General features: G+C 70.6%; 15 protein-coding genes. 9 read left to right on the top strand and 6 right to left on the bottom strand.

What is annotated here, in order from left to right:
• Window positions 1–19 precede the first annotated feature (19 nt).
• On the top strand, window positions 20–931 hold the full coding sequence (locus tag ASF96_RS01660) for an N-acetylglucosamine-6-phosphate deacetylase (protein WP_055935354.1): 912 nt from the start codon (window positions 20–22) through the stop codon (window positions 929–931).
• A gap of 99 nt (window positions 932–1,030) precedes the next feature.
• On the opposite strand, the gene ASF96_RS01655 is transcribed toward ASF96_RS01660, so the two are convergent.
• Window positions 1,031–1,507, bottom strand: a complete 477-nt coding sequence (locus ASF96_RS01655; protein WP_055935352.1) for a hypothetical protein — start codon at window positions 1,505–1,507, stop codon at window positions 1,031–1,033.
• A 189-nt stretch (window positions 1,508–1,696) separates the two neighbouring features.
• On the opposite strand from ASF96_RS01655, the gene ASF96_RS01650 reads away from it, so the two are divergent.
• From ASF96_RS01650 to ASF96_RS16660, 4 genes are all read left to right on the top strand, one after another.
• Window positions 1,697–2,953 carry an aminotransferase class V-fold PLP-dependent enzyme gene (locus ASF96_RS01650; protein ID WP_055935350.1) on the top strand — a complete coding sequence of 419 codons (1,257 nt, stop codon included), beginning with the start codon at window positions 1,697–1,699 and terminating at the stop codon, window positions 2,951–2,953.
• On the top strand, window positions 2,950–3,411 hold the full coding sequence (sufU, locus tag ASF96_RS01645) for a Fe-S cluster assembly sulfur transfer protein SufU (protein ID WP_055935347.1): 462 nt from the start codon (window positions 2,950–2,952) through the stop codon (window positions 3,409–3,411). The genes ASF96_RS01650 and sufU overlap by 4 nt, the downstream gene beginning before the upstream one ends.
• Before the next feature lie 134 nt (window positions 3,412–3,545).
• The gene (locus ASF96_RS01640; protein ID WP_055935345.1) at window positions 3,546–3,986 is read left to right on the top strand and encodes an iron chaperone; all 441 of its coding nucleotides are present in this window, start codon (window positions 3,546–3,548) and stop codon (window positions 3,984–3,986) included.
• 315 nt (window positions 3,987–4,301) lie between these two features.
• Window positions 4,302–5,024: a hypothetical protein gene (locus ASF96_RS16660; RefSeq protein ID WP_156458675.1), complete on the top strand. Its 723-nt coding sequence runs from the start codon at window positions 4,302–4,304 to the stop codon at window positions 5,022–5,024.
• 55 nt (window positions 5,025–5,079) lie between these two features.
• Here the strand turns inward: ASF96_RS16660 and ASF96_RS01635 are convergent, their stop codons facing one another.
• Together ASF96_RS01635 and ASF96_RS01630 are read right to left on the bottom strand one after the other, a co-directional pair.
• Complete coding sequence (locus ASF96_RS01635; protein WP_055935343.1) at window positions 5,080–6,057, bottom strand: SRPBCC family protein; 978 nt, start codon at window positions 6,055–6,057, stop codon at window positions 5,080–5,082.
• Window positions 6,058–6,076: 19 nt separating this feature from the next.
• Window positions 6,077–6,457 carry an ArsR/SmtB family transcription factor gene (locus ASF96_RS01630; RefSeq protein WP_055935341.1) on the bottom strand — a complete coding sequence of 127 codons (381 nt, stop codon included), beginning with the start codon at window positions 6,455–6,457 and terminating at the stop codon, window positions 6,077–6,079.
• Window positions 6,458–6,680: 223 nt separating this feature from the next.
• Here ASF96_RS01630 and ASF96_RS01625 point away from each other — a divergent pair, with 223 nt between their 5' ends.
• Together ASF96_RS01625 and ASF96_RS01620 are read left to right on the top strand one after the other, a co-directional pair.
• Window positions 6,681–7,220 carry a hypothetical protein gene (locus ASF96_RS01625; protein ID WP_055935339.1) on the top strand — a complete coding sequence of 180 codons (540 nt, stop codon included), beginning with the start codon at window positions 6,681–6,683 and terminating at the stop codon, window positions 7,218–7,220.
• Window positions 7,217–8,059, top strand: coding sequence for a nucleotidyl transferase AbiEii/AbiGii toxin family protein (locus tag ASF96_RS01620; RefSeq protein WP_235560508.1), 843 nt, complete (start codon window positions 7,217–7,219; stop codon window positions 8,057–8,059). Before ASF96_RS01625 ends, ASF96_RS01620 begins: the two co-directional genes overlap by 4 nt.
• Before the next feature lie 9 nt (window positions 8,060–8,068).
• Here the strand turns inward: ASF96_RS01620 and ASF96_RS01615 are convergent, their stop codons facing one another.
• Window positions 8,069–8,827, bottom strand: coding sequence for a DUF429 domain-containing protein (locus ASF96_RS01615; RefSeq protein ID WP_055935335.1), 759 nt, complete (start codon window positions 8,825–8,827; stop codon window positions 8,069–8,071).
• Between the two features lie 101 nt (window positions 8,828–8,928).
• On the opposite strand from ASF96_RS01615, the gene ASF96_RS01610 reads away from it, so the two are divergent.
• On the top strand, window positions 8,929–9,300 hold the full coding sequence (locus tag ASF96_RS01610) for a hypothetical protein (protein ID WP_055832164.1): 372 nt from the start codon (window positions 8,929–8,931) through the stop codon (window positions 9,298–9,300).
• Between the two features lie 29 nt (window positions 9,301–9,329).
• Here ASF96_RS01610 and ASF96_RS16655 read toward each other — a convergent pair whose 3' ends face one another.
• Window positions 9,330–9,839, bottom strand: a complete 510-nt coding sequence (locus ASF96_RS16655) for a hypothetical protein (RefSeq protein WP_156458674.1) — start codon at window positions 9,837–9,839, stop codon at window positions 9,330–9,332.
• Between the two features lie 113 nt (window positions 9,840–9,952).
• On the opposite strand from ASF96_RS16655, the gene ASF96_RS01600 reads away from it, so the two are divergent.
• Complete coding sequence (locus tag ASF96_RS01600) at window positions 9,953–10,843, top strand: helix-turn-helix domain-containing protein (protein ID WP_055935332.1); 891 nt, start codon at window positions 9,953–9,955, stop codon at window positions 10,841–10,843.
• A 48-nt stretch (window positions 10,844–10,891) separates the two neighbouring features.
• Here ASF96_RS01600 and ASF96_RS01595 read toward each other — a convergent pair whose 3' ends face one another.
• Window positions 10,892–12,085 carry an MFS transporter gene (locus ASF96_RS01595; protein WP_055937580.1) on the bottom strand — a complete coding sequence of 398 codons (1,194 nt, stop codon included), beginning with the start codon at window positions 12,083–12,085 and terminating at the stop codon, window positions 10,892–10,894.
• Window positions 12,086–12,140: the final 55 nt, after the last annotated feature.

The raw sequence follows: 12,140 nt of genomic DNA, 5'->3' as shown, positions 1-12,140 counted from the left end.
GCGAGAGGATGAACATCCCATGAGCACCAGCGAGACCGCCGCCGCGCCCCTCCCCGCCGAGGTCGTCGATCTGCACTGCCACGGCGCGGTCGGGCACTCGTTCGACGACGCCGACCTCGAGGGGCTCGCCGCCGCCGTCGCCCACCATCGCGCGCACGGAACCGCGCGGCTGCTGCTCAGCCTGGTGAGCGCCCCCATCGACCGCCTCGAGCGCCGGCTGCGCGACCTGCACGCGGCGCTTCCCGCGCTGCCGGGCGTGGCGGGCGTTCACCTGGAGGGGCCGTTCCTCGCGCCCGCGCGCCGCGGTGCCCACGACCCCGCAGCTCTCGTGCCGCCGTCGCCCGAGGCCGTGGAGCGGCTGCTGGCGGCGGGCGAGGGCATCGTGCGCCAGGTCACGCTCGCCCCCGAGCTACCCGGGGCGATGGATGCCGTCGACGCGTTCGTGGCGGCGGGCGTCGTCGTCGCAGTGGGGCACACCGAGGCCGATCACGATGTCGCCGCCGCGGCGTTCGATCGCGGTGCGCAGCTCGTGACGCACGCGTTCAACGCCATGCCGGGCCTCGGGCACCGTGCTCCCGGCCCCGTCGGCGCGGCGCTCGGGCGCGACCACGTCGCCCTCGAAGTGATCGCCGACGGCGTTCACGTGCACCCCGAGGTCATCCGCACGCTCTTCGCGGCCGCGCCGCGACGCGTCATCCTGGTCACAGACGCGATGTCGGCCACCGGACTCGGCGACGGTGAGTATCGCCTCGGCGGCCTCGATGTCGAGGTGAAAGACGGGCGCCCCGTGCTCGCGGGCACCGACACCCTCGCCGGCTCCACCCTGACGATGGAGCGCGCGATCGAGATGGCGACGGCGGCGGGCGTCCCCCTCGACCTTGCTCGCGCCGCGGCCTCGACGGTGCCCGCGCGACTGCTCGCGCGAGGCTGAACCGTCACCGCGTCGGCGTGTCCTCGTCGTCGGCGCAGGCCTCGAACTCCGCCTGCACCCGTGCGCAGCGGCAGGCGTAGACGATCGAGTGCAGCAGCATCAACGCACTTCCCCGAGGGTGTGGCATCCGGGGCAGGGAACGGCGATGCGGTCGCCCATCCGCACGTCACCGGGGAGCACGACCCGGGCGCACGCCTCGCTGCCGTGCGTGTCGATCACGGCGAAGGGCTCGTCGTACGCGCGCGACACGCGGCCGAGCAGACGCGCTTCGCGCCACACCACGTCGAGTCCCGCTGTGCACGCGTCGAGGCGCAGCGCGTCAGGTGCGGCCTGCACCACCGTCGCCACGATCACCGTCGTCGACAGCGTCGCGGATGCCACCCCACCCGACGCCGGGATGACGGCGGGTCCCGTGCACACGCAGGGCGTGCCGCAGATGTCGGCGTAACGGCCGACCGACATCGCCCGCACCGTGACGTCGTCGAGGGTGGGCAGGGAACCCGCGGGCCACGCCGCGGAGTCGAAGGGCGCCGGGATGCTGGATCGGAGGGTGGGGAGCAGGGCCGTGAGGGTCATGGCATCCGGTCTACGCGCCGATCCCGCCGCGATCCGTCGCGCTGACGGTTCCCATGCGGCCGCGGGTGCGATGCTGACGCCTCCCCTGCGGGCAACCGGGGTCGGGGCCGGATCGCGGGGCCGCCGGGTGCGGGCGCCGCCGCGGCGACCGACACCCCGCACCCACCCGGCGCGCCGTAGCCTGGAAGGGTGACCCCTCCCTTCGACGTCGACGCCGTGCGCGCCAACTTCCCGATCCTCGAGACCGAGGTCGACGGCCACCCCCTCGTCTACCTCGACTCCGGCGCGACGAGCCAGAAGCCGCACGCCGTGCTCGACGCCGAACGCGCCTTCCTCGAGCGGGCTAACTCCGCCGTGCACCGCGGAGCCCACACGCTGGCGGCCGAGGCGACCGAGCTGTTCGAAGACGCCCGTGTCACCGTCGCCGAGTTCGTGGGCGCCGAGCCCGAGCAGCTCGTCTGGACCTCGGGCGCCACCGCCGGGCTCAACCTCGTCGCGGGTTCGCTCGGCTACGCGGGGCGGCTGCGCGACGGCGACGAGATCGTCGTGACCGAGGCCGAGCACCACGCCAACCTCATTCCCTGGCAGGAGCTCGCCGCCCGCACGGGCGCGCGCCTGCGCCACATCCCGGTGCTCGACGACGGCATGCTCGACATGCACGCCGCGGCCGACCTCATCGGCGAGCGCACCAAGGTCGTCGCGTTCCCGCACGTCTCGAACGTGCTCGGCATCGTGAACCCCGTCGCGAAGCTCGTCACCCTCGCCCGCGGCGTCGGCGCGCTGACGGTGCTCGACGCGTGCCAGTCGGCTCCGCACCTCGCCCTCGACCTGCCGGCATCCGGAGTCGACCTCGCCGTCTTCTCGGGGCACAAGGTCTACGGTCCGTACGGCATCGGCGCGCTCTGGGGTCGCGACGAGGTGCTCGACGCGCTGCCGCCCTTCACCACCGGCGGGTCGATGATCACCACCGTCACGCTCGACAAGGCCGAGTATCTGCCGCCGCCGCATCGCTTCGAGGCGGGCACGCAGCCGGTGTCGCAGGCGGTGGCGCTGGCCGCCGCGGTCCGCTGGCTCGCTGCCCAGGATCTCGCGGCCGCCCACGCCCACGAGGCCGCCCTCGAACGCCGCATGCGCGAGGGGCTGCGGTCGATCCCCGGCATCCGCCTGCTCGGAGACACGGATGCCGCCGACCGCGTCGCCCTGCAGGCCTTCGCCGTCGAGGGGGTCCACGCGCACGACGTGGGCCAGTTCCTCGACTCGCGTGGCGTCGCCGCACGCGTCGGCCACCACTGCGCCCAGCCACTGCACCGCCGCTTCGGCCTGACGGCGTCGGTGCGCGCGAGCGCGGCGCTCCACACCACCGCCGCCGAGATCGACACGTTCCTCGACGCCGTGTCGGGTGTGCGCGGCTTCTTCGGCGTCGCCACGGCAGGAGCACGCGCATGAGCGGTCTCGAATCCCTGTACCAGGAGCTGATCCTGGACCACGCGAAGAACCGCCGCGGTTTCGGACTCGACGAGCCCGGAGCCCGCAGCGCGACCGTGCACCAGCGCAATCCCATCTGCGGTGACGAGATCACCCTGCGCGTGGAGCTGTCCGACGACGGCGAGCGCGTGGCATCCGTCACCTGGGAGGGCGCCGGCTGCTCGATCTCGCAGTCCTCGGCGTCGATGCTCGTCGCGCTGCTGCGCGAGGACGGCGGCGACGACGGGATGCCGCGCGCCGACGCCGATGCGCTCATCGCGCAGTTCCGCGAGGCGCTGCGCTCGCGGGGCAAGATCCCCCTCGACGAGGAGACGTTCGCCGACGCCGCCGCGCTGTCGGGGGTGTCGAAGTACACCGCGCGCGTGAAGTGCGCGATGCTCGCGTGGGTCGCGCTCGAAGAGGGGCTGCGGCTGGCCTGACGCCGCCGCCCGCGTGCCTGTGCCCGCACCCACCTGCCAGTGAGGTTGCGCACACCGCCGACGTCGGGCAGGTACCTGACCGGGCCACGGCCATAGCGATAACCTTCGTCCACACCCACGAGAGGACGGATGCCATGGCCAGCGGATTCAGTGACGAGGAACGCGCCGCGATGACGCAGCGCGCCGAAGAGCTCAGGGCGATGAAGGGCCTGAAAGGCCTGGCCAAGCTCCAGAAAGAGAACGAGGCCTGTCTCGAGGCGATCGAGAAGCTCGAGGGAGTCGATCGCGCGATCGCGGAGCGTGTGCACGTGATCGTGCTCGAAGAGGCGCCGCACCTTGCGCCGAAGACGTTCTACGGCTTCCCGGCCTACGCGAAGGACGGCAAGGTCGTGGTGTTCTACCAGCCGGCCTCGAAGTTCAAGACGCGGTACGGCACCGTGAGCTTCGACGAGACCGCGCAGCTCGACGACGGCCCGATGTGGCCGGTGTCGTTCGTGGTGCTCGAGGTGACGCCCGAGGTCGAGAAGAAGCTGCGCGAGCTGGTGCGCCGCGCGGCGCCGGCGCCGGTGAGCTGAGAACCGGCCGCCGAGCCCCGACACGCACGCTCCGTCGGTCTTGCACATCCTTCAAGCCCTCAGCCTGGCCGATGTCGGAGGTCAGTGATTTACTTGCGTCACGCTCACCCACCTCACACACACTGGAGGAATCGTGGCTCCTGTACAGGAAATGACTCGAGACTCTCTCGTCGCGCGCCGCGCAGAGATCTTGACTCGCCTTCAGATGACGAGGGACGAACTCGCGGCGAAAATTGCTGCGTCGTCGCTCACCTCGGACGAGTGGGATGCGAAGGACGAGATTGAGGGAATCGAGTTTCTGCTCGGCACGGAGTGATGACGAGCACATCAGACGATCTCGCCCAACGGTCTGCCGAGTTCGCCGCCGAGGTCCAGACCACACTTCGAGCTGTTCTGCCTGGACCGATAGACATTCGCTCCCTCACCGCGCCGCAATCGAATCGCTACTGGGTGCGACCTGAAAACCCCGATCTGAACAACCGCATACCGCTCTATGTCGATAGCGAACACCTCGCTGATCTGACCGTCGAGATTTTTCTCTCGATGGATCGACACAATCGCTATTTGAAGACCGTGCAGTCCAAGATGGCCGTCCATTCGACGCTCGACCGCCAGCCTCTCATCCGCCTCGAGTTCGACGCGGCGATGCACACATCGCCCACCGTGCACTGGCATGTTCACGCGGAGCGAGGTGCGCTATCGCACCTCCTCTCGCGATCACACGCCGTCCGACCCGGCCAAGTCACTGCCCCACATCAGATCTCGTCTCTCCACATCCCCGTCGGCGGCGAGCGTTTCCGACCATGTCTTGAAGATCTTCTCCAGTTCGTGATTCAGGAGTGCGGTATCGACGCCCAGCCAGAGTGGCGGGATGCAGTAGACGCAGGCAGACAACAGTGGCGGCGTCGGCAGATCAAGGCAGCTGCACGTGATGCCCCAGCGGAGGTCGCATCAGTCCTCGCGGAGCTCGGATGGACCGTCACACCGCCGGCGGACGGCGGTGAAGCCGAGAATCTCCGCACGATGACGGTGTGGTGAGCCCCTTTGCGGTACTCCGCCCGGGAGTCTGTTGACACGACGGAGCATCCCTGACCTAACCGAGGACCACGCGCTCCATCCGCTGGAAGCTCTGCTCCATCCCCTCGAGCATGCCCGTGCCGATCACGGCGTCGCGGGTCGCGGCATCCGGATACTCGATGAGCAGCGTCACGAGGGTGGCTCCGTCTTCCTCGTAGAACGACAGGTCGTTCGTGGTCGAGGGGTAGTCGGTGCCGGTCATGTGCTCGGTCTGCACGATGCGGCTCGGCTCGTCGACGAGCAGGGTCTCGCCGTCAAAGCCGAAGCCCTCGCCCTCGGTACCGGCCTCGGGTTCCCACGCGAGGCGGTACCGACCCCCCACCGAGACGTCGACCTCGCTGACGGTCATGCGCCAGCCGTCGGGGCCGAGCATCCACTGCCGCATGAGCGCGGGGTCGACGTGCGCGCGCCACACCAGCTCGCGCGGGCCGTCGATGAGGCGCGTGATGCGCACGTGCTGGTCGCTGAGCACCTCGAGCTGCGTGCCCGTGCCCTGGGCGAACTCGCGGAGTCCGAGCAGCACGGCGTCGAGCTGGTTCATCGCGAGGGTCGAGCCCTCGACGGCGCCCATCGCCACGACCTGCTCGAGGGCCTCGGCCGAGGCGAAGTGGCTCACGTTCGTCAGCCGTGAACCCTCGGGCGTAGCTTCGAACGAGAAGACCATGCGCATCGACGGCATCCCCTCGATCGGGTCGCCGTTGTCGTCGGCGAACGAGTCGATGACCTCGAATCCCCGCGGTTCGTCGATGCGCGTGAACTCCCACGCCCCACCGGCGTGCTGACCCTGGGGCGAGGTCATGTGGTACTTCGCCTGTCCGCCGACCGAGAAATCGAACGCGTCGAAGGTCGCCGGCCAGCCGGGAGGACCCCAGAACCGCTCGAGCTGGCGCGGGTCGGTGAACACGGCCCACAGACGCTCGGGACCGACGGGAAAGTCGGCGACCAGACTCATGGTGAGCGCTTCGGTGTCGCTCTCGACGGATGTGACGGGCATGACGGACTCCTTGGTCGGGTCAGTTCTCGGTCGGTTCGGGCGTAGTCGTGGATGCCATGGCATCCGGTTCTTCGAGGAGCAGCGCATCGAGCCGGTCGATGCGGCCGCGCCAGAGGTTCTCGTACGAGCGCAGCAGTTCTTGCGCCCGAGCGAGGGCGGCGGGGTCGGCACGCACGAGGCGCACCCTCCCCTCCGCACGCTTGGTGATGAGCCGGGCCTCGGCCAGCACCGCGATGTGCTTCGACACGGCAGCGAACGACATGGCGTATCCCGCGGCGAGGTCCGACACCGACTGTTCGGTGACGAGCGTGCGCCGCACGATGTCGCGACGCGTCGCATCGGCGAGCGCGTGGAACACGCGGTCGATGTCGGCGGAGTCGAGGTGCTGTTGTTCAACCATTGGGTTGCACGTTAGCGCGGGTGGGAGTGTGGCGCAAGGCCTGTCGAGCACGCATTCGCGTTGCACTTCGGGCACGAGGAGAGCCCACGTAGGTACACGTTCGGGGCGACTCGGGCTGGTGGCGCACACAGGACCGAGTCACGCCATCTTCGGAGTACTCACGCCGTCCCCCGAAGCTCCCCGAGTCATGTCAAAACTATACCGAACGTGGTATAGTTTTGACATGACTCGGCCCACCTACCGCGACATCGTCCACGAGATCGCGATCGACAACTACGGGTACGTCACCACGCGGGAAGCCCAAAGCGCGGGCGTCCCCCGAATCGAGCTGGTGAAGCTCGCTACGCGCAACAGGTTCACCCACATCGCCTACGGGTTGTACCGCGACGAGACCATCCCGCACACCCCTCTGGATGAGTACGCGGAAGCGGCGCTCCGCGCGGGAGAGGGGGCGTTTCTGCGAGGAGAGACGGTCCTCGCGCTCCTGGGGCTCGCCGATGTGAACCCCCGGAACATCACCCTCGCGACCCCTAAGCGCACTCGGCGCACGGTGCCCGCACACATTGAACTCACCCCGGCCCCTGCGGGCGCGAAGCCAACAGTGTACGAGGGCATCGCGGCGCAGCCCGTGGTGGATGCGCTCCTCGAATGTCGGGGCCGCGTCCAGACCGAACGTCTGCTCGCAGCTGCCGCCCAAGCGCGCGCAGAGGGGTACCTGACCATGGCAGAGATGTCGCGAGTGCGAGTGGCGCTGGCCGCGTGACGTATGACGAAGCCCCAGCGAACCTCGGTTCGCTACGGCAGCGGCTCGCCAACATCGAGGGCGACGAAGGAGCAGTCAACAGGCGAACGGTCGGGATGGCGCTGGTCGTGGTCGGCCAGATGCTCCCAGCCGGGGCCGTCAAAGGTGGAAGCGCCATGGCTCTCCGCTACGGCCGGGCCACTCGATTCACCAAAGACCTCGACGCCGCGCGACCGGGCACGCTGGCTGAGTTCACCGATGATTTCGAGGAACGGCTGCGCACGGGGTGGTCGGGATTCACCGGTCGCCTCATCGAACGCACGGCGCCGAAACCGGCGGACGTACCCACCACGTACGTCATGCAGCCCTTCGATGTGAAGCTCGACTATCTCGGCAAGCCGTGGTGCACCGTCACGTTCGAGCTGGGCCACAACGAGATCGGCGACGCTGATGCGCCGGAGACAGCGCTTGCCGACGACCTCGCGGACCTGTTCCCATCCGTCGGCCTTCCCCGCCCGGAGCCGGTCAGTGTGATGCGTAGTGACCATCAGATTGCGCAGAAGCTTCACGCGGCGACGGGCCCTGGTAGCGAGCGCGCACACGACCTCATCGACCTACAGCTGCTCGATCGCGAAGAGGACCTCGACCTCGCTCTCGTGCGCGAGACGTGCACACGCCTCTTCACCTATCGCGCCGGGCAGCAGTGGCCCCCCGTCGTGGTCGTGAACGAGAACTGGGACACCCTCTACGACGCATCCTCTACCGGAGTAGACGTCATCCCGGGTATCGCCGCTGCCGCGGAGTGGGCGAACGACTTCATCACGCGCATCGACGCGGCCCGAGCTATGGGGACGAACTGACAATAAGCGTCATCCCCACCCGTCCCGAACAAGACCCTCCAACCCCCCACTGGGCAACACGACCCACCCCTCCCGCCGCGCCACGGCGAGCATCTCGGATGCCGGGGGCTCGAACTGCCCGAGCGCCCCCGCGCGCGTCGCGAGGGAGGCGATGACCGCGTCGAAGGCGTCGGCCTTGGCGATCGCGAGCGCGGCGAACGGCCCGACGTCGAACCACGGCACCCGCGCGCACACCGTGTCGAGCAGGGCGCTGCGGCGGGCGGCATCCACTCGGTACCCCGTCGTGTCGAAGCCCCACACGCGCAGCGAGCCGCCGGGGTACACCTCGAACAGGCGCCTCTCCCCCGCACGATCGACCGCGAAGCCGGCCTGGGCCAGGCGCCGCAGCACCCCGGCGCACCGCAGCGCCGTGACGCCCAGCCGGTCCGTCGACACGCTCAGCGGCCAGCGACCGATGCGCTCGCGGACGACGTGGTCGGTGTGCCGGTAGACGAGGGGGCGCCGCCAGTCCGCTCCCCCGTCGACCGGTCCGAGAGCGGGGGCCGTCTCGGCATGGTGGGCCTGGACGAAGTCGACGAACGCGTCGGGCCACCCGAGGGGGCAGTCGATGCCGAGCCAGGCGTCGCCGTCCGAGACCGACGCCACGATGTCGGTGTCGTCGACCCCCGCCTCGAGCCGCGTGAGTCGCGCGCCGCCGCCCGACCAGACGATCTCGGCCAAGGCGGTGCCGGGGGTGCTCGCGGCGAGGTCGATGCCGATGGTTCTCACCGGCAGCAGCCTAGGCGCGACAGGGCGGCGGCTCTCCGAACGGGGCCGGGTGCGCGCGCAACCGCCGCCCGTGATCGCGTTCGAGGTGCGAGGATCGCTTCATGGCAGACGACGACCTCCCCGACTCGCTCGAGCCTGCCCTCGGCATCCCGCCCCGCCCCGAACCGCCCGCGCCGCCGCGACCCAAGGGCGATCTGCGGGTCGTGTCGGTCATCGCCCTGGTCACGGGCGTCGTCGTGATCGCCTGGTACCTGTTCCTGGTCACGGTCAGCGCGATCGCCGAGCTCGAGGGACTGATGTGGATCCAGATCGGCATGTGGGTGCTCGCCGCGGTGTCGGCGGTGTGCGGCATCCTGAGCCTGAACGCGCGGATGGCGCGGGAGCTCGCGGCCGCCGGCTTCATCGCGGGCGTCGCCGCCGGCCTGCTCTCGATCTCGGTCGGCGTGGCGACGGCCGCGGAGTTCTTCGGCTGATCGCGCGTCGACCCCGAGGTCGGCGACGGTCAGCGCGCGGCGCACTCCTGGCTGAGTTCGGTGAGCATCCACACCCCGGTGGTGTGCGAGAGGTGCACCGTGCCGCAGTCTCCGCTCGCGTAGGTGACGTCGAGCACGGCGTCATCGCCCTGGTCCGTCACGACGGCGACATCGACATCGGGCGACATCCCCGCCGCGGCGTACAACAGCGAACTCTGGCGCACGAGCTCGACGCAGTCCTCGACCTCGAGTCCCGTCGACGTCGTGTACTCCGTCAGCATCCGTTCCTGCAGGCCCGGGGTGAGCGCCCCGCAGGCGGCGACGGTGTCGGAGGAGCGCACCGCGGTCCACCACGCGCGGAAGGCCTCGACCGGCCCGGAATCAGGCACCGGCGTGGCCGTGGCAGAAGGACTCCCGTGCGGCGACGGCGACTCGGCGACGGCGGTGGACGGCTCGGATGCCACGTGGCCCGTGCACGATGAGAGGGCGACGCCGGCGACGGCGAGCGCGACGAACAGCAGCGGGCGGGGGGATCGCATGCCCTCCATTGTCACCGAGATCGGCGACGGAGGCCATCCGTATCGCGGAGGGCGGGACCCCGGGCGTGCGGGTCGCCCGGAATAGCGGGCGGGTCGCGGAGGTTTGCGCAGGCATGACGCCGGAGCCTGCGCTGGATCGTGCCCTGTCGACGCTCGACGTGCGCCCCGGTCGCGCGCATCAGCTGACGCTCGCCCCCCGAGAGCGCCTCGCCCTGCCGCGTGGCGGCGCGGCCCTCGTCTACGTCCGCGTCGGTGAGATCAGCGGATCGGCCTCGGCGCGGACGGCCTGCACGGTCGACGCCGCGAGCGGGTCGGTCGCCACGACCGTCGGCGGGCGGACACTGCTGGCCGGAGACGCGTTCGTGAGCCTCGGATGCCACGGGCTCGCCCTGGCCTCGCAGTCCGGCGCCGAGGTGACGGTCGTCCCCCTCGAGGTCGCCCCGGCGGGCGACGCGCGCAGCCTGCCGCCGTTCGTCTTCGTCAGCGGCTTCGCGCACGCGGAACCCGCGGCGGCGGCGCTGGCGGCGCACCTGGGCACGACCCCGAACGCGGAGACCGCCGAGCGCCAGGGCGACGAGACCATCTGCAAGCTCATGGTGACCACCGTGCTGCTCTCAGCGCTGCGGGCGTGGGCCTCGACCGACCGCGACGCGGCCTGGCCGCCCCGCGCCGACGACCCGTTCCTCGCGCGGGTCGTCGCCGCGATCGCCCACGACCCCGGTCACGACTGGAGCATCGGCGAACTGGCATCGCTCGGCGCGATGTCGCGGTCGGTGTTCGCTGAGCGGTTCCGTCGGAACTTCGGGCTCTCTCCCGCCGCGTACGTGAGCGCGGTGCGCATGGAGAGGGCGAAAGACCTGCTCGAGGCCGGAACGCCCGTGTCCGAGACCTCACGGGTGCTCGGCTACGCGTCCGACGAGGGCTTCAGCCGCGCGTTCCGCCGCCACGCGGGTGTCGCCCCGTCGGCGTGGCGGGCCGGCCGCCGGGCGACCGTCGCGATCTGACGCCCCCGCCGGCGCCGCTGCCGCTGGGCGGCCCGGCCGGCGTCACCCTCAGCCCGCGACGGCGCGACGCTCGCGCACCGAGACCCCGAACAGCACGGCGCCGATCACGAGCAGCGCGATGCCGATGGCATCCACCGTCACCACCCCGACCGAATCGACGAGCACTCCGCCCACGCCCGCAGCGATGGTGATGGCGAGCTGGAAGCCCGTGACCACGAGACTGCCGCCCGCTTCGAGACGGTCGGGCATGCGGTGCCCCACCCACGTGTTCACGATGATCAGCCACGACGAGAAGAAGAAGCCCCACACGAGAACGGCCGCTGCGACCGCGATGATCGCCGCGGGAAGCAGGACGACGACCGCGACGGCGACCGCGATGACGAGCGGTCCGATGACCGAGAGCCGCACGAAGGCGCGGTCGACGACGATGCCGATGACGAGGTTGCCGACGAACCCGCCCACCCCGAACAACGCGAGCAGCAGCACGATGGTGCCCCCGTCGACCCCCGGGACGCGCTCCAGAGCGAGACGCACGTAGGTGTAGGCGAGGAAGTGGCCCAGCACGACGAGCACGTGACCGATCATGCCGCCGCCCACGCCCGGGCGCCGCAGGGTGTCGACGAGGATGCGCAGGCTCGACGCCGAGGCCGCCGGTACGGGCGGGAGCACGACACGCACCGCGACACCGACGACGGCCGTGATGACACCGATGAGCAGGAAGGCGACCCGCCAGTCGAGCACCTCGCTCAGGGCGACGCCGATCGGAACGCCCGCCACGGTCGCGAGCGACAGTCCCGCCGAGCCGAACATCACGGCCCGCCCGACGCGGTCGGGGCTCGACAGGCGCGCCGCGACCGTGATCGACATCGCCCAGAACGCGCTGATCGCGGCGCCGAGCAGGAAGCGCGCGGCGAGGATGGCGATGAGGCTGGGCGCGGCGGCCACGACGAGGCTCGACACCGTGGCCGCGGCCGCGGCGCCGGTGAGCAGGGTGCGGCGATCGAGGCGGGGCAGCAGCAGGCCCACGGTGGGGGCGAAGAGCAGCCCGGCCAGGGCCGTGACGGTGACGGTCTGGCCCGCCTGCCCGGGCGTGATGCCGAGCGAGGCGGCCATCTCGGTCAGCACGCCGTTGGGCAGGAACTCTGCCGTGACCAGCAGGAAGCTCAGCAGCATCACGACGATGAGTCCGCCGTACCTCATGGTGGACGGCGCGGAGACGGGAACCGGGGCGGTGGTGGTCATGTATCGATGCTCGCGAGCGGCGGCGTCGCGCGCCCGACCGTTCGTCCGCGGCATC

The organism is Microbacterium sp. Leaf179 (genome assembly GCF_001423785.1).
Lineage (GTDB): Bacteria > Actinomycetota > Actinomycetes > Actinomycetales > Microbacteriaceae > Microbacterium.
The sequence above is the reverse complement of the archived record's forward strand: the minus strand, read 5'-3'. Positions and strand labels throughout refer to the sequence as shown.

What these genes read in the sequence shown, in the direction of transcription:
- sufU (WP_055935347.1), top strand. Translation starts at nt 2,950, where the DNA reads ATGAGCGGTCTCGAATCCCTGTACCAGGAGCTGATCCTGGACCACGCG.
- ASF96_RS01625 (WP_055935339.1), top strand. Translation starts at nt 6,681, where the DNA reads ATGACTCGGCCCACCTACCGCGACATCGTCCACGAGATCGCGATCGAC.
- ASF96_RS01640 (WP_055935345.1), top strand. Translation starts at nt 3,546, where the DNA reads ATGGCCAGCGGATTCAGTGACGAGGAACGCGCCGCGATGACGCAGCGC.
- ASF96_RS01655 (WP_055935352.1), bottom strand. Translation starts at nt 1,507, where the DNA reads ATGACCCTCACGGCCCTGCTCCCCACCCTCCGATCCAGCATCCCGGCG.
- ASF96_RS01610 (WP_055832164.1), top strand. Translation starts at nt 8,929, where the DNA reads ATGGCAGACGACGACCTCCCCGACTCGCTCGAGCCTGCCCTCGGCATC.
- ASF96_RS01595 (WP_055937580.1), bottom strand. Translation starts at nt 12,085, where the DNA reads ATGACCACCACCGCCCCGGTTCCCGTCTCCGCGCCGTCCACCATGAGG.
- ASF96_RS01635 (WP_055935343.1), bottom strand. Translation starts at nt 6,057, where the DNA reads ATGCCCGTCACATCCGTCGAGAGCGACACCGAAGCGCTCACCATGAGT.
- ASF96_RS01600 (WP_055935332.1), top strand. Translation starts at nt 9,953, where the DNA reads ATGACGCCGGAGCCTGCGCTGGATCGTGCCCTGTCGACGCTCGACGTG.
- ASF96_RS16660 (WP_156458675.1), top strand. Translation starts at nt 4,302, where the DNA reads ATGACGAGCACATCAGACGATCTCGCCCAACGGTCTGCCGAGTTCGCC.
- ASF96_RS01660 (WP_055935354.1), top strand. Translation starts at nt 20, where the DNA reads ATGAGCACCAGCGAGACCGCCGCCGCGCCCCTCCCCGCCGAGGTCGTC.
- ASF96_RS01630 (WP_055935341.1), bottom strand. Translation starts at nt 6,457, where the DNA reads ATGGTTGAACAACAGCACCTCGACTCCGCCGACATCGACCGCGTGTTC.
- ASF96_RS16655 (WP_156458674.1), bottom strand. Translation starts at nt 9,839, where the DNA reads ATGCGATCCCCCCGCCCGCTGCTGTTCGTCGCGCTCGCCGTCGCCGGC.